This is a genomic window from Jannaschia donghaensis, assembly GCF_001403795.1.
In the GTDB taxonomy this organism is placed as follows: Bacteria; Pseudomonadota; Alphaproteobacteria; order Rhodobacterales; family Rhodobacteraceae; genus Jannaschia; species Jannaschia donghaensis.
Map to the genome: position 1 here is coordinate 552,103 of NZ_CXSU01000005.1, position 18,525 is coordinate 570,627.

18 protein-coding genes are annotated in these 18,525 nt (G+C 65.1%); 9 read left to right on the forward strand and 9 right to left on the reverse strand.

The window, feature by feature from the left end:
• Position 1: 1 nt before the first annotated feature.
• Genes JDO7802_RS03410 through JDO7802_RS03430 form a run of 5 tightly spaced genes read right to left on the reverse strand, consistent with a single transcriptional unit; the run spans position 2 to position 4,475 of the window.
• Positions 2–247, reverse strand: coding sequence for a hypothetical protein (locus JDO7802_RS03410; RefSeq protein WP_055082578.1), 246 nt, complete (start codon positions 245–247; stop codon positions 2–4).
• 51 nt (positions 248–298) lie between these two features.
• On the reverse strand, positions 299–1,396 hold the full coding sequence (locus JDO7802_RS03415; RefSeq protein ID WP_055082579.1) for a pyridoxal phosphate-dependent aminotransferase: 1,098 nt from the start codon (positions 1,394–1,396) through the stop codon (positions 299–301).
• 29 nt (positions 1,397–1,425) lie between these two features.
• Positions 1,426–2,355, reverse strand: coding sequence for a 2-hydroxyacid dehydrogenase (locus tag JDO7802_RS03420; protein ID WP_055082581.1), 930 nt, complete (start codon positions 2,353–2,355; stop codon positions 1,426–1,428).
• Entirely contained in the window at positions 2,352–2,762 is a 411-nt protein-coding gene (locus JDO7802_RS03425; RefSeq protein WP_055082582.1) for a VOC family protein, read from the reverse strand. Before JDO7802_RS03425 ends, JDO7802_RS03420 begins: the two co-directional genes overlap by 4 nt.
• Positions 2,763–2,810: 48 nt before the next feature.
• Positions 2,811–4,475 (reverse strand): NAD+ synthase, encoded by a 1,665-nt coding sequence (locus JDO7802_RS03430; RefSeq protein WP_055082584.1) that lies wholly within the window; start codon positions 4,473–4,475, stop codon positions 2,811–2,813.
• Between the two features lie 151 nt (positions 4,476–4,626).
• Between JDO7802_RS03430 and JDO7802_RS03435 the strand changes: the two genes are divergently transcribed.
• Positions 4,627–6,096 carry an MORN repeat-containing protein gene (locus JDO7802_RS03435; RefSeq protein WP_083480990.1) on the forward strand — a complete coding sequence of 490 codons (1,470 nt, stop codon included), beginning with the start codon at positions 4,627–4,629 and terminating at the stop codon, positions 6,094–6,096.
• Positions 6,097–6,115: 19 nt separating this feature from the next.
• Here JDO7802_RS03435 and JDO7802_RS03440 read toward each other — a convergent pair whose 3' ends face one another.
• From JDO7802_RS03440 to JDO7802_RS03450, 3 genes are all read right to left on the reverse strand, one after another.
• Positions 6,116–6,709 carry a hypothetical protein gene (locus tag JDO7802_RS03440; RefSeq protein WP_187298086.1) on the reverse strand — a complete coding sequence of 198 codons (594 nt, stop codon included), beginning with the start codon at positions 6,707–6,709 and terminating at the stop codon, positions 6,116–6,118.
• A gap of 126 nt (positions 6,710–6,835) precedes the next feature.
• On the reverse strand, positions 6,836–8,365 hold the full coding sequence (locus JDO7802_RS03445) for a cryptochrome/photolyase family protein (RefSeq protein ID WP_055082588.1): 1,530 nt from the start codon (positions 8,363–8,365) through the stop codon (positions 6,836–6,838).
• On the reverse strand, positions 8,359–9,006 hold the full coding sequence (locus JDO7802_RS03450) for an SDR family NAD(P)-dependent oxidoreductase (protein WP_055082590.1): 648 nt from the start codon (positions 9,004–9,006) through the stop codon (positions 8,359–8,361). The genes JDO7802_RS03445 and JDO7802_RS03450 overlap by 7 nt, the downstream gene beginning before the upstream one ends.
• Before the next feature lie 101 nt (positions 9,007–9,107).
• Between JDO7802_RS03450 and JDO7802_RS03455 the strand changes: the two genes are divergently transcribed.
• The 8 genes from JDO7802_RS03455 to rodA all read left to right on the forward strand — a co-directional run bounded on the left by JDO7802_RS03455 (position 9,108) and on the right by rodA (position 18,129).
• Positions 9,108–9,875, forward strand: a complete 768-nt coding sequence (locus JDO7802_RS03455; RefSeq protein WP_055082592.1) for an SdiA-regulated/phytase-like domain-containing protein — start codon at positions 9,108–9,110, stop codon at positions 9,873–9,875.
• Positions 9,876–10,039: 164 nt separating this feature from the next.
• Complete coding sequence (locus JDO7802_RS03460) at positions 10,040–11,605, forward strand: 2-isopropylmalate synthase (protein ID WP_055082594.1); 1,566 nt, start codon at positions 10,040–10,042, stop codon at positions 11,603–11,605.
• Positions 11,595–12,281 carry a DMP19 family protein gene (locus tag JDO7802_RS03465; protein ID WP_144430495.1) on the forward strand — a complete coding sequence of 229 codons (687 nt, stop codon included), beginning with the start codon at positions 11,595–11,597 and terminating at the stop codon, positions 12,279–12,281. Before JDO7802_RS03460 ends, JDO7802_RS03465 begins: the two co-directional genes overlap by 11 nt.
• A 187-nt stretch (positions 12,282–12,468) precedes the next feature.
• Positions 12,469–13,506: a rod shape-determining protein gene (locus tag JDO7802_RS03470; RefSeq protein ID WP_055082598.1), complete on the forward strand. Its 1,038-nt coding sequence runs from the start codon at positions 12,469–12,471 to the stop codon at positions 13,504–13,506.
• 7 nt (positions 13,507–13,513) lie between these two features.
• On the forward strand, positions 13,514–14,443 hold the full coding sequence (gene mreC / locus JDO7802_RS03475; RefSeq protein WP_055082600.1) for a rod shape-determining protein MreC: 930 nt from the start codon (positions 13,514–13,516) through the stop codon (positions 14,441–14,443).
• A 3-nt stretch (positions 14,444–14,446) separates the two neighbouring features.
• Positions 14,447–14,974 (forward strand): hypothetical protein, encoded by a 528-nt coding sequence (locus JDO7802_RS03480; RefSeq protein WP_055082602.1) that lies wholly within the window; start codon positions 14,447–14,449, stop codon positions 14,972–14,974.
• Between the two features lie 46 nt (positions 14,975–15,020).
• On the forward strand, positions 15,021–16,961 hold the full coding sequence (gene mrdA, locus JDO7802_RS03485) for a penicillin-binding protein 2 (protein WP_055082604.1): 1,941 nt from the start codon (positions 15,021–15,023) through the stop codon (positions 16,959–16,961).
• Position 16,962: 1 nt separating this feature from the next.
• The gene (rodA, locus tag JDO7802_RS03490; RefSeq protein WP_055082606.1) at positions 16,963–18,129 is read left to right on the forward strand and encodes a rod shape-determining protein RodA; all 1,167 of its coding nucleotides are present in this window, start codon (positions 16,963–16,965) and stop codon (positions 18,127–18,129) included.
• Here rodA and JDO7802_RS03495 read toward each other — a convergent pair.
• Complete coding sequence (locus JDO7802_RS03495; RefSeq protein WP_055082608.1) at positions 18,126–18,449, reverse strand: VOC family protein; 324 nt, start codon at positions 18,447–18,449, stop codon at positions 18,126–18,128. The two genes, rodA and JDO7802_RS03495, sit on opposite strands and share 4 nt — an antisense overlap.
• Positions 18,450–18,525: the final 76 nt, after the last annotated feature.

Below are 18,525 nucleotides of genomic sequence, written 5' to 3' on the forward strand. Positions count from 1 at the left end.
CCTACCCGTTGTTGCGACGCCGGGCCAAAACGTCCCGGACGCGCGCATCCCAAGCGGCTTCGGCCGCGGCGCGGCGCAGACTCCAGCGTCTGATCCCCAAGTGCAGGATCGCCCCGATCGCAAGCGCCATCGGATAACCCCAGACCCCCCAGATCAGGATCAAGGTCGTCAGCAGAATCAGGTAGAACGTGCCCAGAAAGGCATTGGTGTAATCCTGAACCCGCTCCAGTCGTCCGTCGTCGCGCATCGCCCGCCTCCTGTCGGGTCAGAGTGTAACGCAGTCACGCCGTCAGGAAAGTCACGATCTCGCCCGATCCAGCGCCCGTGGCAACGCTTCGCGCAACGCATCCATGTCAGCGGCGGTGCCGCATCCGATCCGAATGCAACGGTCCAGCGGCGCGACGCCCGGCATCCGCACGAAGATGCCCGCGTCGATCAGCGCCGCAAGGACGCGGCGCGCGAAATCCCCGTCCCGCCCGCACTCCACCGTCACGAAATTGGTGGCCGATGGCAGCGGCGTCAGGCCGTGCTGCGCCGCAATTGCGGCGATGGCGTCGCGCGACTGCGCCACGCGGGCCTGCACCTCCGCCAGCCAGTCGGCGTCGGCCAGGGCCGCCAGCGCGCCTGCCTGCGCCACACGCCCCAGGCCGAAATGGTTGCGCACCTTGTCGAAAGCCTGAATCAGATCGGCATGTCCCAGAGCATATCCGACGCGCAGGCCCGCAAGTCCGTGTGCCTTGGAGAACGTCCGCATCCGGATCACCCGCGGGTCCGAGACATCCAGCGGCGGAACGGTACCCGGCGGGGCCAGGTCGGCATATGCCTCGTCAAGACACAGGACGCAGCCCTCGGGCACCCGCGCGATCATGTCCCGGATCACGTCCGCTCCGTGCCAACTGCCCATGGGATTGTCGGGGTTGGACAGATAGATCAGCTTTGCGTCCACCTTCGCCGCGCGCGCCAGCAGGGCTTCGGGGTCTTCGTGATCACCTTTGAACGGCACGGTGTGCAGTGTCCCGCCGTATCCCGCGACGTGATAGTTGAACGTCGGATAGGCCCCGGCGGAGGTGACGACTGCATCGCCCGGCCCGACCAGCAAACGGACGAGATAGCCCAGAAGCCCGTCGATCCCTTCGCCCGGCACCACGTTCGCGACCGGAATGCCGTGGTGGGTGGCAAGGGCGGCGCGCAAATCATGCGCCTCGGGGTCGCCGTACATCCAGGCGTCGCGCGCGGCGTCCGCCATCGCCGCGACCGCCTGCGGGGACGGGCCGAAGACGCTTTCGTTGGCCCCAAGCCGCGCTGCAAAGGCCGCGCCCCGCGCCCTCTCCTGCGCTTCCGGGCCGACGAAAGGGACGGAGGCGGGCAGGCCCTGGGCAAGTGGGGTCAGTCTCATGGCATCCTCCGGCTCGGGTCGCGCAGGTCTTACGCCAGCGCCGCGCTTCGGTCCACGAGGTGAAGAAGCGGATCTCCGACCTCCCCTCGCCGGATGTTTTCGGCCACCACCCGCGCCGCCGAAGCAGGCCGCGTGGCCGAGGCGATATGCGGAGTCACCGTCACCTTCGGGTGGACCCAATAAGGATCGTCCTGCGGCAGCGGTTCGACCCGGAACGTGTCGAGCGTGGCATGACCCAACCGCGGCAATTCGGCCAGCAGGGCCGCATCGTCGATCAGCGCACCGCGCCCCGGATTGATCAGGGCCGCGCCGTCGCGCATCCAGCCTAGCGTTTCGGTGTTCATCAGGTTCTCGGTCGCCGCCGTGTGCGGCGTCAGCAGCACGACGATCTGCGCACCCGACAGCGCGTCGCGCAATCCATCGCGCCCCGTCACCGACCGGACGCCCGCTACGGCCTTGGGGCTGCGCGACCAGCCCGTGACCGGAAAGCCGAGGGTTGCCAATGCCCGAGCGCAAGCCGCGCCCAGCACGCCCATGCCAAGCATCGCGACGGGCCGGTCGGCCGCCAGTGGCGGGGCCACCGGGGCCCATGCCGCGCCATCGATATGCGCATCCATCCCGAGGTGATGGCGCAAGACATGCCCCGTCACCCATTCCACCATGCCCTGCGTCAGCCCATCGTCCACCATGCGCATCAGCGGGGCGGTCAGGGTCCGGTTGCCTTCCACCTGCTCCACCCCCGCCCAGAGCGTCTGGACACCCTTGAGCGTCGCGTAAGGCGTGAAGTCCTGCAGCTCCGAGTTCGGAGCATAGACGATCCAATCGATCGTCGCGGGATCGTGCGGGTCGGTGAGCTGTACGATTTCCGCCGCGAGACCATGATCCGCGAACGCGGTCGGCAGAACGTCGCGATAGGATTGCCAAACCTCCGGTTTCGCAGCGAAAAGCACGCGGATCATGTCGCGAACGCCCCTGAAAGGTCGCGCATACCTTTGAATTCCAGGGGGTTTCCGAACGGATCCAGCAGGAACATCGTCGCCTGTTCGCCCGGCTCCCCTTCGAACCTCAAGACGGGGTCGATGACGAAGTCGACGTCCGCCGCTTTCAGGCGGTCGGCCAGGACGCGCCAGGCGTCCATCTGCAGCAGCACGCCGAAATGCGGCATCGGGACCATGTGATCGCCGACCTTGCCGGTCGGTCGATGGGCGAACGGCTCGCCGAGGTGAAGGGAAATCTGGTGGCCGAAGAAATCGAAATCGACCCAGGTGTCGGTCGACCGCCCCTCGGTGCAGCCCAGCAGGTCGCCGTAGAAGGCGCGCGCGGTGTCGAGGTCGCCGATGTTGAAGGCGAGATGGAAGATGCTCATGAATGTCCCCTCATCGATTTGCGGGTGGCGCGGCTGTGCCCCGCATTGTCACGACGGGTCGCGCCAGCGATTCACGATCGGATACCGGCGGTCCAGCCAGAAGGCGCGCTGCGACAGGCGGGCACCGGGCGCGGATTGAAAGCGTTTGTATTCCGACAGATAGATCAGCCGTTCAACGTGTTTCACGGTATCCCGGTCGTGCCCGGCGGCCACGACGTCGGCCACCGATTGTTCCTCGTCGATAAGGCGTTTCAGGATGTCGTCCAGCACCGGATAGGGCGGCAGGCTATCCTCGTCCTTCTGATCGTTGCGCAATTCGGCTGTGGGCGGCTTGTCGATGACCCGGACCGGCATGACTTCCCCGTCGGGGCCCTTGAACCATGGGACGGTGTTGGCATTGCGCCAGCGGCAGACGTCGAACAGGTCGGTCTTGTAGAGGTCCTTGACCGGATTGTACCCGCCCGACATGTCGCCGTAGATCGTGGCATAGCCCACGGCGACCTCCGACTTGTTGCCCGTCGTCAGAAGCATCGCCCCGAACTTGTTGGACATCGCCATCAGCAGCAGGCCGCGCAGGCGCGACTGGATGTTTTCTTCGGTCAGGTCCGGGGCCGTGCCGTCGAACAATGGGGCCAGGGCGTCGGTCACGGCGGCGCGCGGCCCGGAAATTGGCAACGTGTCCAATTTGCAGCCCAGCCGCCCGGCCACGCCGCGCGCATCCTCCAGGCTGTGCTCGGAGGTATATTCGGACGGCAGCATGATGCAGTGGACGTTTTCCGGGCCCAATGCATCGGTTGCGATGGCGGCCACGATGGCCGAATCCACGCCGCCCGACAGGCCCAGGATCGCGCGGTCGAAACCGGCCTTTGCCATATAGTCGCGCAGCGCGACGACCATCGCTTCGTAGTCGGCGCCGGGGCCGTGGGGTTGCACGGCCTTTTCGCCCTCGTCCGCGATCCAGCCGTCTGCGGTGCGGGTAAACGCGACATGGCGCAAATCCTCCACGAAGGACGGAAGCTGCTGGGCAAGCGTCCCGTGGGGGTTGAGCACGAAGCTGGCCCCGTCGAACACCTGATCGTCCTGCCCCCCGACAAGGTTCAGGTAAACCAGCGGCAGCCCCGTCTCGACCGTGCGTGCGACCATGTGACCGTAGCGGACATCCTGCTTGCCCCGGAAATAGGGCGAGCCGTTGGGCACCAGCAGGATCTCGGCCCCCGTTTCGGCCAACGTCTCGGTCACGTCGTCGAACCAGGCATCTTCGCAGATGGGCGTGCCGATCCGAACGGGCCCGACGGTATAGGGCCCCGAGATGTCGCCGGAGGTGAAGTACCGCTTTTCGTCGAACACCTTGTAGTTGGGCAGATGATGCTTGTGCACTTCGGCCACGATCTTGCCGCCCTGGGCCACGACCCAGGAATTGAAGGGCTTCTCCTCCCCTTCGGGCCAATGGGCCAGCCCCAGCCCCAGGGCGGGACCATTGGCGCAATCGGCCACCAGCCGGTTCAGGACGGCGCGGGCGTCGGCGACGAAGGCCGGTTTGCGCACCAGGTCCTGCGGCTGGTATCCGGTCAGGAACATTTCGGGCAGGGCGACCATGTCCGATCCGGCGTCCCGCGCCGCGCGCCAGGCCGCCCGCGCGCGGTCGGCATTGCCCTCCAGATCGCCCATCGTGGAGTTCAGTTGGGCCAGCGTCAGGCGGAACGTGTCGGTCATTCGGGGCCCTCCTCGGCCGTATTCTGCCGGACCTAGCGCGCCCACCAAGTGGGGGGAAGCGCCGAGAGATGTCTAAGTGCCGCATCCCCCGTTGCCCCAGCCGCGCAGTTTGCCTAGCGTGCGGGGCACGAACGGGGCGAGGGGACGCAGGATGATGAAGCTGATCGGGGCGGTGATGGCGGGCATGATTGCGCAGGGTGCTGCCGCGCAGGAAGTCATCACCAAGCAATACGACGGCGGCGGCGTCTATGAGGGCACGTTCGTGGACGGCAAGCAGGACGGCACCGGGACCTATACCCTGCCGTCGGGTTATACCTATACCGGCGAGTGGTCGGACGGTGAAATCGTGGGTCAGGGCCGGGCGCAGTTTCCCGACGGCTCCATCTATGAAGGCCAGTTCGCCAAGGGGGAACCCAATGGCGAGGGCACGATCACCTTTGCCGATGGTGCCACCTATACCGGCGAATGGGTCAACGGGCGCATCGAAGGCGCGGGCATGGCCGATTACGCCAACGGCACGCGGTATACCGGGGATTTCACCAACGCGATCCACGACGGTCAGGGCGTGATGGAGGCGCCCAACGGTTACCGCTACGAAGGCGGCTGGGTCGCGGGTCAGAAGGAAGGGCAGGGGCGCATCACCTATCCCGACGGATCGACCTACGAAGGACAGATGGCCGGCAACGTGCGTGCGGGGCAGGGCACGCTGCGGACGCCCGACGGTCTGGTCTATGAGGGCGAATGGCAGGACGGGCAGATCAACGGGACAGGCACCCTGCGACAGGCGAACGGCGATGTCTACGAAGGCACGCTGGTCGCGGGCAAGCGCGAGGGGCAGGGCGTCGTCACGTATGCCAATGGCGACATCTACGAGGGCGCGTTCCTGGATGACCGCCGCCACGGGCAGGGGACGTTCCGGGGCACCGACGGATACCGCTATACCGGTGGATGGGTCGACGGACGGATCGAGGGGACTGGAGAGGTCACCTACCCCGACGGATCGATCTATGTCGGCGGCTTCGCCAATGACCTGGCGCATGGCACCGGCAAGATCACCTATATCGACGGCGCCACCTATGAGGGCGACTGGGTGGATGGCGTGATCGAAGGGGAGGGCCGCGCGGTCTATCCCAACGGTCTGGTGTACGAAGGCAGCTTCAAGGCCGCGCAGAACCACGGCACCGGCGTGATGACCTTTACCGATGGCTACCGCTACGAGGGTGAATGGGCCGAAGGGCTGCGCGACGGTCAGGGCCGCGCGACCTATGCGGACGGCACGATCTACGAAGGCGGCTTCGTCGACGGCCAGCGCGCGGGCGAAGGGACGATCACCATGTCCGACGGCTTCAGCTATACCGGCGGCTGGAAGGACGGAGAGATCGACGGTGAAGGTGTCGCGACCTATGCCAACGGCGACGTCTATACCGGATCGTTCGTGGCCGGCCGCCGTGAAGGCCCCGGCACGATGCGTTATGCAACTGGACAGGTCGAGACCGGGCAATGGGACGACGGCGATTTGGAACAAAGGGACGCGCCGGTGCCGGCGGTCACATCCGACGCGCCGGCGGTCGGCGGGGCCGAAGCGCCGGCCGGGCCTGCGGCCGCCGGCAACGACGGCTAGGCGGTCCGATCCGGTCGGATCAGGCCTTGGGCAGCGTTTCGGATATGGCCTGCCACAGCGTGGCGAGCGACGGGCGCACCGGAATGTCGACGATGGGAATATCTGCGTCCAGCAGCGCGTCGATCAGCAGCAGGTGCCGGGATGGGTTGGGCGTGTTTTCGCGGATGATGGCCGCGATCGGCTGACCCGTTTCGTCCACGATCAGCATGTCTGCGGCCAAGCCGTTCAACGGGTCGAACCCGTCGTGTGCCGTGGCAGCCGTCAGAAACGAATGGAGCGCCACGCCGACGTGCAGCGTGCAGCAGGGGGCCTCGGCCTCCAACCGGTCGAGGATCCAGTTGTGCAGTTTCACGTCCCGCGTCGACATCAACGGTCGCGCGGTGATCGTGCCTTCGGGAATGGGGTCAGCGGACATGGCCCCTTTGTCTGTGCGCGCCTTGGCGGGTTTGGCGATGGCCTTGGCCCGCGCTATTGCCGATCTGGCCCCGGCCCATTCGTTGGCCCAGCTGCCCGATCCGCGCAGGTCGCCCTTGACCGCCTTGGCGGGAGCGTTCCCTTCGGCGGGCGACGGGGCGCGCAGTCCGGCGATGCCGGTTCGGGCGATGCGGGTCATGGTTTTTACCATCAGGCGGTCGAGCTGCATGTTGGAACCTCGGAGAACGTTACTGTCCCCGTTTGTGAACCAATCCCGCGGCACAATTGGGGCGCATGTCGGGTATAACGGCGGTGATGTCGTGCCTCAGATGCGGTTGCCCGCATCCAGTTCCGACAAGATCGCGGCGGCATCCGCCAGCACTGTTCCGCGCCGGTCCTCGTCCATTCGGTCCCACGTTCGGTACATCTGCGCCATCCGCGGATTGCCTTGAAATCGTTCACGATGCCGGTTCAGGAAATCCCAGTAGAGCAGGTTGAACGGACAGGCCCCGTCGCCCGTCTTGGTGGTGACGGAATAGGCGCAGGTCTTGCAGTAATCGGACATCTTGTTGATGTAATTGCCGCCCGAGACATAGGGTTTGGACGCGACCACGCCGCCATCGGCGAATTGCGACATGCCGATCACGTTCGGCGCCTCTACCCATTCGTAGGCATCGGCATAGACCACCAGGTACCAGTCGCTCACGTCCTGCGGGTTGAGGCCTGCCAGAATGGCGAAGTTGCCCGTCACCATCAGCCGCTGGATGTGATGGGCGTAGGCCTCCTGCATGGTGGTGGTGATGGCCTGGGACATGCAGTGCATATCGGTGTCGCCTGTCCAGTAGAATTCGGGCAGGGGCCGGTCGGCCTTGAGCACGTTGCGGGAGGTGTAATCGGGGCCTTCGCGGAAATAGATGCCGCGAATGTACTCGCGCCAGCCGATGATCTGACGGATGAAACCTTCCGCGGCGTTGATCGGCACATCGCCCGATTTCCACGCGGCCTCGGCGGCGTCGCAGACTTCGCGCCAGCCCAGCAGCCCCGCGTTGATGTAGGGCGACAGCAGCGCATGGAACATGAACGGCTGCCCGGTGACCATCGCGTCCTGATAGTCGCCGAAGGTCGGCAGCGAGACGTCGATGAAATGCGCCAAGCTGGCCAGCGCCCCGTCGCGGTCGGTGGCGAACCAGAAGTCGTCGAGCGATCCGTAGCGGTTGCCAAAGCGCGCGCGGACCAATTCGATCACATCTTCGGTCACCTTGTCGGGCGCGTGGCGCAGGGGACCGGGCGGGGTCAAGCCCTTGGGCGCCTTCTTGCGATTGTCGTGGTCGTAGTTCCACTTGCCGCCCGCCGGCTTGTCACCGTCCATCATCAGGTCGGTCTTGCGCCGCATTTCGCGGTAGAACCACTCCATCCGCAATTCCTTGCGGCCTTCGGCCCAATCCTCGAATTCGCGGTGTGAACACAGGAACCGGTCGTCGGGAAACAGGTGGACGGGGATCGGCGCATCCTCCAGAGCGGCGATCAGGCGGAATTCGCCCGGTTTGGTCCCGATCGCCTCTTCTGCGCCGGTGGCCTGCGCCGCGCGCAGAAGCTCTCCGGGAATGGAGTGGGTGTTCTCCGCATCGTCCAGGCAGGTGTAACGCACGGTCCAGCCGTCGGCCTTGAGACGCGCGGCGTGCTTGCGCATGGCCGCGAACAGGAAGGCGATCTTGCGGGGGTGGTGGGGGACGTAATCCGTCTCGGCCTGCACCTCGGCCATGACGACCACGTCGCGGTCCTTGTCGCCTTCGCGCAAGGCGGACAGGTCATCGGACAGTTGATCGCCCAGCACCAGGATCAGGCGCGTCACCATTCGATCCGCTTTCCGGCGTAGTCGAAGAACCCACCCGTGTCTTCGGGTGTCAGCGTGGTCAGCACGTCGATCAGGTTCGCCGCACTGGTCGCGGCATCGACCTTCGGCGCGGTGTAGCCTTCGGTGAAGGCCGTCTCGACGGTGCCCGGATGCAGGGCCACGACGACCGTCTGCTTGCGACGACGTCCGATCTCGATCGCGGCACCATGGGTGATCTGGTTGGCCGCTGCCTTGGCTGCGCGGTAGGAATACCAACCGCCCATCCGGTTGTCCCCGATGGAGCCGACGCGCGCCGTCAGCACGCCCACGCGCCCGGTGTCGGTCAGGTTCGGCGACAGGTGCTTAAGGGCCAGCGCCGGGCCGATGGCGTTGACGGCAAAGGTCCGCGCCATATTGGCCGCCGTCACCGCGTCGAGCGATTTTTCCGGGCGTTCCCCGTCGGGCATCAGGATGCCGGTGGCGACGAAGGCGATGTCGACGGGGGCGATGTCGGCGAGGGCCGCCTGGACCGACGCTTCGTCCGTCACGTCGAGACCCGTTTCCGAACGGGAGAGGCGGGTCACGTCGTGGTTGGCGGCAAGGTGGTCGGCCAGCGCCGCCCCGATGCCACCGGATGTGCCGATTATCAGTGCATGTTTCATGGAAGGCGACCTAGGAGGGTCGCGGGCGTGGTCCAGTCGGGCGATGTCGATTGACCGGTGATCCGCAGACACGCATCATTCGGGGCATACGGAGGATGCCGATGCCCGCCCGAACGCTTTGCCTGATCGCGGCCTGTCTGGCCCCGCCCGCCGCCGCGCTGGAGTTGGTGGAGACCGGGCGGTATTCGCTGAACCGCCCCGCCAGCCTGGATTACGACCCAACGTTCTGCGGCCTTTGGATCGCGAACGAAGGACCGGAAGCCGTTCTGCAGACGTTGGACGGGGACGAGTTGCGCCGGATCGGCAGCGATATGATCCGCATCAAGGCGATCGCGGTCGAGGGCGATCACCTGATCCTAGGCGACGGAGCCGGGATGTTGCAGCGCGTGACAAAAGACGGTGAGCCGTTGGGGGAGCCGTTTGGCCTACAGGACGGATGGGCCGACACCGAAGGCATCGCCGTGGCCGCCGACGGGCGTCTGGTGACGGTGGAGGACGACCCCGAGCGGCTGTCGTGGTTCACGCCTGACGGCCGGTTGACACAGCGGATCGACACCATGGAAATGGACCCTCCGCTGAGCGAGGCGCAGGGCATCGCCATCGACCCGCGCACCGGTCACATGCTGATCGTGGACGACCGCGAAGGATCGAACAGCCTGTACGAATTCGACGCGGACGGCAGGTTCCTCAACCGCGCATCCCTGCTTGAATTCGGCGACGACCCCGAAGGCGTGGCGATCCGGCCGGGGTCGGGTCAGCTGTTCGTCGCCTTCGACGGCGGCGCGGAGATCGTGACCTTCGACTATGTGCCCACCCTGCCCGAAGGGTCGGCCCCGCTGCCGCCGGGCGCCGATTGCATGATGTTCTAAATTCGGGGCTTCACATCCGATCCGCTTCGCGTATCCTTAGGTCCATGACGAAGAGCCGATTGATCCTGGACCTGCTTCTTACCCGCTCCTGAGCGTGCCTTTCGGCGCGACCGCTCAGGAGGGATGCAGCGCCGGACCGGATCAATCAACTTCAGGACTTCGCCATGACCACTTTCCCCGACAACCGTGTCGTCATCTTCGACACCACCCTGCGCGACGGCGAGCAATCGCCCGGCGCGACCATGACCCACGCCGAAAAGCTGGAGATCGCCGCGATGCTCGACGACATGGGCGTCGACGTGATCGAGGCGGGGTTTCCCATCGCGTCGGACGGTGACTTCGCCGCCGTCTCGGAAATCGCCAAAAATGCACAAACCGCCACGATCTGCGGCCTGGCGCGCGCCAACTTCAAGGATATCGACCGCTGCTGGGAGGCGGTGAAACACGCGAAATCACCGCGCATCCACACCTTCATCGGCACGTCGCCCCTGCACCGCGCGATTCCGAACCTGACCCGCGACGAGATGGCGGACAAGATCCACGAGACGGTCACCCATGCCCGCAACCTGTGCGACAACGTGCAGTGGTCCCCCATGGATGCGACGCGGACGGAATGGGATTATCTGGCGCGCACGGTCGAAATCGCGATCCGCGCCGGGGCAACCACGATCAATATCCCCGACACGGTCGGATATACCGCGCCCAACGAATCCGCCGAATTGATCCGTCGTCTGATCGCGGAGGTGCCGGGGGCCGAAGATGTCATCTTCGCAACCCACTGCCACAATGACCTTGGCATGGCGACGGCGAACTCCCTGGCCGCGGTCGAAGGCGGGGCGCGCCAGATCGAATGCACGATCAACGGATTGGGCGAACGGGCGGGCAACACCGCGCTGGAAGAGGTCGTGATGGCCCTGAAAGTGCGCCACGACATCATGCCGTTCACCACCGGCGTCGACAGCCGCAAGCTGATGGCGATTTCGCGGCGGGTGGCATCGGTGTCGGGGTTCGCGGTGCAGTTCAACAAGGCCATCGTCGGCAAGAACGCTTTCGCCCACGAGAGCGGCATCCATCAGGACGGGATGCTCAAGAACGCCGAGACGTTCGAGATCATGCGCCCCGAGGATGTCGGCCTGACCGAGACGTCGCTGGTCATGGGCAAGCATTCGGGACGCGCCGCGCTCAAGTCGAAGCTGGCCGAACTGGGTTATGAGGTGGAGGCCAATCAGCTGGCCGACGTGTTCGTGCGGTTCAAGACACTGGCCGACCAGAAGAAAGAGATCTTCGACGACGATCTGATCGCCCTGATGCAGGACGAGGAACGTTCGGGCGAGGATCGGATCAAGGTCGAGCGCCTGCGCGTCGTCTGCGGCACCGACGGCCCACAAGAGGCGGAGCTTACGCTGACCATCGACGGGGAGGCCAAATCCTCGACCGCCACCGGCGACGGCCCGGTCGACGCGGCTTTCAATGCGGTCAAGGCTTTGGTGCCCCACGACGTCGTCCTGCAACTCTATCAGGTGTCGGCCGTCACCGAAGGCACCGACGCGCAGGCGACCGTGTCGGTGCGGATGGAGGAGGATGGACGCATCGTGTCTGGCGCATCGGCCGATACCGACACCGTGGTGGCCAGCGTACGGGCCTATGTAAACGCGCTCAATCGGTTGCTGGTACGCCGTGAGAAGGCCGGCACGGATACGCGGGAGATTTCATACAAGGATGTGGGGTGAGATGGTACGGATTGAAGTGACGCAACAACTTCATGACGCTGCACCACCTTATGCCTTGATCGAGGCGGTGTTCACGGATCCCAATTTTGCTGGATACGACGTCGGGTGGCGGGTCGGACCCGATCCGGACTGGATCGACGTCGGTCAACTCATGGTACTGCACAACGAAGTGATGAACGGCGGCTTTTCCCAGTACGCCGGAAACTACCGACAGTCAGACCTTCTCGCACGAGTGGATTCGGCGACGCGCGGTGCGGCGATTGTTGGACTCGATGAACACGTGGCGACCGTCACAGAGTTCCGCGCTTGGATTGTGTCGAATCCACAAGAACTGCTCATGCAGGACGGGTTCGATGAAAGAGCGGATGATCTGGAGTTGCTCGACGACCGATTGGCACACGGCCTCTGGAATGCAAGCGAGACGGAGAAATTTCTTGTTTCTCTGGACCCAAAGAAAGCTGGCTTGATGCGCGTCAAGCTCGAAGCGGATCTGGCAGAAGCGCGCGCGACAATGGAAGTTTATCGTGAGACGTCGCCCGAAATTTATGCTCAGTTCGCGGCTGACGAATGGTGGGCAAGAGGCTTGAACGATGCCGGTCCGAGCGGTCTGGCATATGACATTCGGGTATGCTCTTGGTTGCTCTTCCGCCCAGAATTCAAACTGATCGAACGCTGACAGCCGACAGCCTTGAGACGGTCCCATCGCTGAACTAATCGACGGGAGCATGTCAACGCACGACTGCGCGACCCTCCGCCCACGCCCTCGAACCGAACCCTTCCCCCCGCCGCTCACCTCCGTTAAACCGCACCAAACCTCCCCGTGCCTGTCGCTCCGGGGGGCGGTACGGTTTGGGGAACGCTAGATGAATATCTTCGGAAGCCTGTTCAGCTCGGACATGGCCATCGATTTGGGCACGGCGAACACGCTGGTCTACGTCAAGGGCAAGGGCATCGTCCTGAACGAACCGTCGGTCGTCGCTTACCACACGAAAAATGGTCGCAAGGAAGTGCTCGCCGTGGGCGAGGATGCCAAGCTGATGCTGGGCCGCACGCCCGGCTCGATCGAGGCGATCCGGCCCATGCGTGAAGGCGTCATCGCCGATTTCGACACCGCCGAAGAGATGATCAAGCACTTCATCCGCAAGGTGCACAAGCGCTCGACCTTCACCAAACCCAAGATCATCGTCTGCGTGCCCCACGGGGCCACCCCGGTCGAAAAGCGCGCTATCCGCCAGTCCGTCCTGGGGGCGGGCGCGCGTAAGGCAGGCCTGATCGCAGAGCCGATCGCGGCGGCCATCGGGGCCGGCATGCCGATCACCGATCCGACCGGCTCCATGGTTGTCGATATTGGCGGCGGCACCACCGAAGTCGCCGTGCTGTCGCTGGCCGATATCGTCTATGCCCGGTCCGTGCGTGTCGGCGGCGACCGCATGGACGAAGCGCTGATTTCCTATCTGCGGCGGCATCAGAACCTGCTTGTGGGCGAGGCCACGGCCGAGCGCATCAAAAAGGAGATCGGCACCGCGCGCATGCCCGAAAATGGGCGCGGCGAGGTGATGCGGATCCGCGGGCGCGACCTGCTGAACGGTGTTCCCAAGGAAACCGAAATCAGTCAGGCGCAGGTCGCCGAAGCGCTGGCCGAGCCGGTTCAGCAGATCTGCGAAGCGGTCATGACGGCGCTGGAATCGACGCCGCCCGATCTGGCCGCGGATATTGTGGACCGGGGCGTGATGCTGACGGGCGGCGGCGCGTTGCTGGGCGAGCTGGATCTCGCCCTGCGCGAACAGACCGGCCTGAATATCTCGGTCGCCGACGAAAGCCTGAACTGCGTGGCGCTGGGCACCGGCAAGGCGTTGGAATACGAGCGTCAGTTGAGCCACGTCATCGACTACGACAGCTGAGGCGCTCATGGCGCGAAACCGGCCCGGCGACGACATCTACGCCCGCCCGCTCCGGCGGTTGTTCATCGCGATCATCTGCGTGGTCCTTGTCGCCCTGATTTTGCTGTGGCGCATCGACAACCCGCGCGCCGAACGCATTCGCGCGGCGCTGGTCGACCGGGTCGTGCCCAACGTCGAATGGGCCCTGGCTCCGGTGACCTGGGCGGGCCGCCTGATCCAGGATTTCGAAGGCTATGCCCGCGTTTACGATCAGAACCAGGAATTGCGCCGGGAGTTGCAGCAGATGAAGGCCTGGCGGGAGGCGGCCATTCAGCTGGAGCAGGAAAACGCGCGCCTTCTGGACCTCAACTCGGTGCGGTTATCGCCGGAGCTGACCTATGTGACCGGTGTGGTGTTGACGGATTCCGGGTCGCCGTTCCGCCGCTCGGTCCTTCTGAACATCGGTGGCGACGATGGGATCAGGGATGGCTGGGCCGCGATGGACGGGCTGGGGCTTGTCGGCCGGATCTCGGGCGTGGGGGCTCGCACCGCCCGCGTTCTGCTGCTGACCGACGGGAACAGCCGGGTGCCGGTCACGATCCAGCCGTCGGGCAAGCGGGCGATCCTGGCGGGCGATACGACGGCCGTGCCGGCGCTCGACTTCGTGGAAAACCCCGAGGATGTGCGCGCCGGCGACCGTATCGTGACCAGCGGGGACGGTGGGGTGTTCCCCCCCGACCTGGCCGTCGGACAGGTCGTGCGCGGCGCAGACGGGCGCCTGCGCGTGCGCCTGTCGGCCGACACCAGCCGGCTGGAATTTCTGCGCGTCCTGCGCACGCGGCAGGCAGCGGACATCGGCACCACGGGTCAGCTTCTGCCCCCCGCTCCGGGCCCGCAACAGGGGCCACCTGCCCCCGCAGACGCGCCGGACACCGGGTCCGCCGTGAACGGGGGCTGACGGATGGCGACGCGCGCGGTCTGGCGCTACCGCGCGATCTTCGCGATGCTTTGCGCGGCGATCGTGTTCTTCGCCTTGCTTCCTTTCGGTGCGGGGGAGGGCGGGGTTCCGGGACCGGACCTGATCGTCTGCCTGATGGCCGCGTGGATCTTGCGCCGTCCCGATTATGTGCCGGTCTGGTTGTTGCTGATCGTGCTGATCCTGGCCGATGTGCTGCTGATGCGTCCGCTGGGCCTATGGACCCTTATTCTCATCCTGATGAGCGAATATCTCCGCCGCCGCGTCGATCATACCGAAGCGCTGCCGTTCTGGTCCGAGGCGGGCCTGGTCGCGGCCTGTATCACGGCTGCCTATCTGGTCGATCACCTTGCGCTTGTGCTGCTTCTTGCCGAGACGCCGCCCGTTCTGGGCCAAGGATTGCATGCACTGGCGACGATTGTCTTTTACCCGGCGACTGCCGTATTCTCGCAGGTGATTGGGGTGAGACGGCTCGCCCCCGGCGAGCTCGACTCTCTGGGGACCCGCGCCTGACGCCGACCCGCCGTCTACGATCGACGCTCACGCACCGAGGCCAGACATGAAGCGCAACGCACAGGACATATCCTTGTCGACCCGCCGTATTTCCCGGCGCGCCCTTCTTCTGGGGGGCGCACAGATGGGGTTCGGTGCGCTTCTGCTGGGCCGGATGCGTCATCTTCAGGTCGATCAGGCGGACGAATTCCTGCTGCTGGCCGAGGAGAACCGGATCAAGGTGCGGCTGATCGCGCCGGGCCGGGGCATCATCTACGACCGCAACGGCGTGGAGCTGGCAGACAACGAACAGATCTATCGCGTTTCCATGATCCGGGAAGATGCGGACGACGTGGACGCCGTCATCACCCGGCTGCGCGGCCTCGTGAAGCTGGACGAAGAAGTGCTGCAACGTGCCTTGCGCGAAATGGACCGCCGTCCGCATCAGGCCGTGACGCTCGCCGACCGTCTGTCGTGGGAAGAATTGTCGACGATCGCCGTCAACGTGCCGGCCATGCAGGGGATCACGCCCGAGGTGGGGCTAAGCCGGGTCTATCCACTGGGGGCCGACTACGCGCATGTCGTCGGCTATGTGGGTCGCGTGTCCGAGCGTGACATCGCGGACGCAGAGGAACCCGATCCCCTGCTTCAAACGCCGCAGTTCCAGATCGGCAAACTGGGGGTGGAGCGTCAGTTGGAAGGTACGCTGCGCGGCAAGGCCGGCGCGCGCCGGGTGGAACAGAACGCCGCCGGACGCATCATGCGAGAATTGGGCCGCACCGAAAGCACGTCGGGCGGCGATGTGCAGCTGACCATCGACGCGGGCCTGCAGAATTTCACCCAGGCCCGTCTGGGCAACGAATCCGCCAGCGCCGTCGTAATGGACGTGCGCAACGGCGATGTCCTCGCCGCCGTGTCGTCGCCCAGTTATGACCCCAACAAGTTCGTTACCGGCATCAGCGTGCCCGACTACGCCGAATTGCGCGACAACAATCACCGCCCCCTTCACAACAAGATCGTGCAGGGGCTTTATCCGCCGGGTTCGACCTTCAAGATGGTCACGCTGCTGGCGGGGTTGGAATCAGGGGTCATTACCCCGAACGACACGTTCTATTGCCCTGGCCACACCACCGTTTCGAACCGTCGGTTCCACTGCTGGAAACGGGCGGGTCACGGCTGGGTCGATGCGGCGAAATCGCTGCGCGAAAGCTGCGACGTCTATTACTACGAATTGGCCCAGAAGGCCGGGATCGACAACATCTCCAAGATGGCCCGCAAGCTGGGCCTTGGCACGCAGTTCGACCTCGAAATGACATCGGTGAGCCAAGGGCTGATCCCAGACCGCGACTGGAAGCGTCGGATCAAGGGTGAGGAATGGGTGGTCGGCGACAGTCTGAACGTGTCGATCGGACAGGGCTTCGTGCTTGCGTCACCGCTGCAACTGGCCGTGATGACGGCCCGGATCGCCAGCGGGCTGGAAGTATCTCCGCGCCTCGTGCGCACGATCGACGGTGTCGCGCAGGCGTCGGGCGTCAAGGGTCCGCTGGATCTGCCGCGCAGCTGGCTCGACCGGGCGCGCGACGGGATGTACCAGGTGGTCAACGCCCGCGGCGGCACGGCCGGACGCTCGAAGTTCGACATGGGCGGCTTGAAATGGGCGGGCAAGACCGGCACCAGCCAGGTCCGCAACATCACCGCCGCCGAACGCGCCCGTGGCGTCAGCCGCAACGAGGATTTGCCGTGGGAGCGGCGCGACCACGCGCTGTTCGTCGGCTATGCACCTTATGACGATCCGAAATATTCCGTGTCGGTCGTTATCGAACACGGCGGTGGCGGGTCGACTGCGGCGGCCCCGGTCGCGCGCGACGTGATGCTTTATGCACTCAGCGGCGGCGTTCCGCCCCTCGACGCCTATCCCAGCGATCAGCGCGGCGCGGCCGAGGAACGGCTTTCGGCCTTGTCCCTCAACCCGGCCGTCGTGCGGCAGGCCGGGACGTCGGAAGCCTGAGATGAGCTATCTCGAATACAACGTCGCACGCGTACCTAGCGGGTTGGGCAAAGTTCTGGCGCTCAACTGGGGTCTGGTCCTTCTGGTGACGGCGGTGGCGTCCATCGGGTTCCTCGTCCTCTATTCGGTGGCGGGCGGCGACTGGCGTTGGGCGGAGCCGCAGATGCAGCGCTTCGTGTTGGGTCTGGGCGTAATGATGATCGTCGCGATGATCCCGATCTGGTTCTGGCGCAACATTTCGGCGGCGATGTACGGGCTGACGGTTCTGTTGCTGCTGGCGGTGGAATTCGTCGGTGTGTCGGGCGGTGGTGCGCAGCGGTGGATCGACCTTGGCTTCATGCGCTTGCAGCCGTCGGAGTTGATGAAGGTGACGCTGGTTCTGATGCTGGCGGCTTACTATGACTGGCTGCCGGCGACGAAGGTCAGCCGGCCGATCTGGGTGATCGTTCCCATCGTCATCATCTGCCTTCCGACGGCGCTCGTCCTGCAACAGCCCGACCTGGGTACATCGATCCTGTTGCTGGCGGGCGGCGGGGCGGTGATGTTTCTGGCGGGCGTCCACTGGGCCTATTTCGTCACCGTGATCGCGGCCGGCGTGGGCCTGGTGACGGCGGTCCTGCAATCGCGCGGTACGACGTGGCAGCTGATTAAGGATTATCAGTATCGGCGCATCGACACGTTCCTCGACCCGGAATCCGATCCGCTGGGCGCGGGCTATCACATCACGCAATCGAAGATCGCGCTCGGGTCGGGCGGTTGGACGGGCAAGGGATTCATGCAGGGCACGCAGGCGCGCCTGAATTTCCTGCCCGAAAAACACACCGACTTTATCTTCACCACCCTGGCCGAGGAGTTCGGCCTGATCGGCGGGGTCAGTCTGCTGGCGCTCTATATGCTGATCATCGCGTTCTGCGTGGTGTCGGCACTGCGCATGAAGGATCGGTTCGCATCCCTGGCCACATTGGGCATCGCGGTGGCGTTCTTCCTGTTCTTTGCGGTCAACATGTCGATGGTCATGGGCATGGCCCCGGTCGTGGGCGTTCCCCTTCCGCTGGTCAGCTATGGCGGGTCGGCGATGCTGGTCTTGATGCTGGCCTTCGGCATCGTGCAGTCGGCCCATGTGCACCGCCCGCGGGCGCAGGGTGAAGGACGTTTGTTCAAGCGCTAGCCTTCGGACCAGACGGCCATGGCGGTGCCACCGGGCTCCGTGAATTCGAAACGGCGACCTCCTGGGAAATCGAAGATCTCCTTCGTGATGGTCGCGCCGGCGTTGCGCACCTTCGCCAGATCGCTCTCCAGCTCATTCGAGCGCAGAACGATCAACGGCGGCCGCAGATCGCCCCGCTCGATCCCGCCGCCGATGCCGGCATCCTTGATGTCGCGATAGTCGTGCCCGTAGTCGACGAAGGACCAGTCGAACACCTTGGCAAAGAAGCCCTGAGTCTCTTCCAGCGCGGGAGAGGTGAACTCGACGTAGTCGATCTTCATGGCATGCTCCTTGGACGGGGTCGTGTCAGGATGAACCCTTCGATCCGTTCCTCCAAACGAAAAAGGGCCGCCCCAA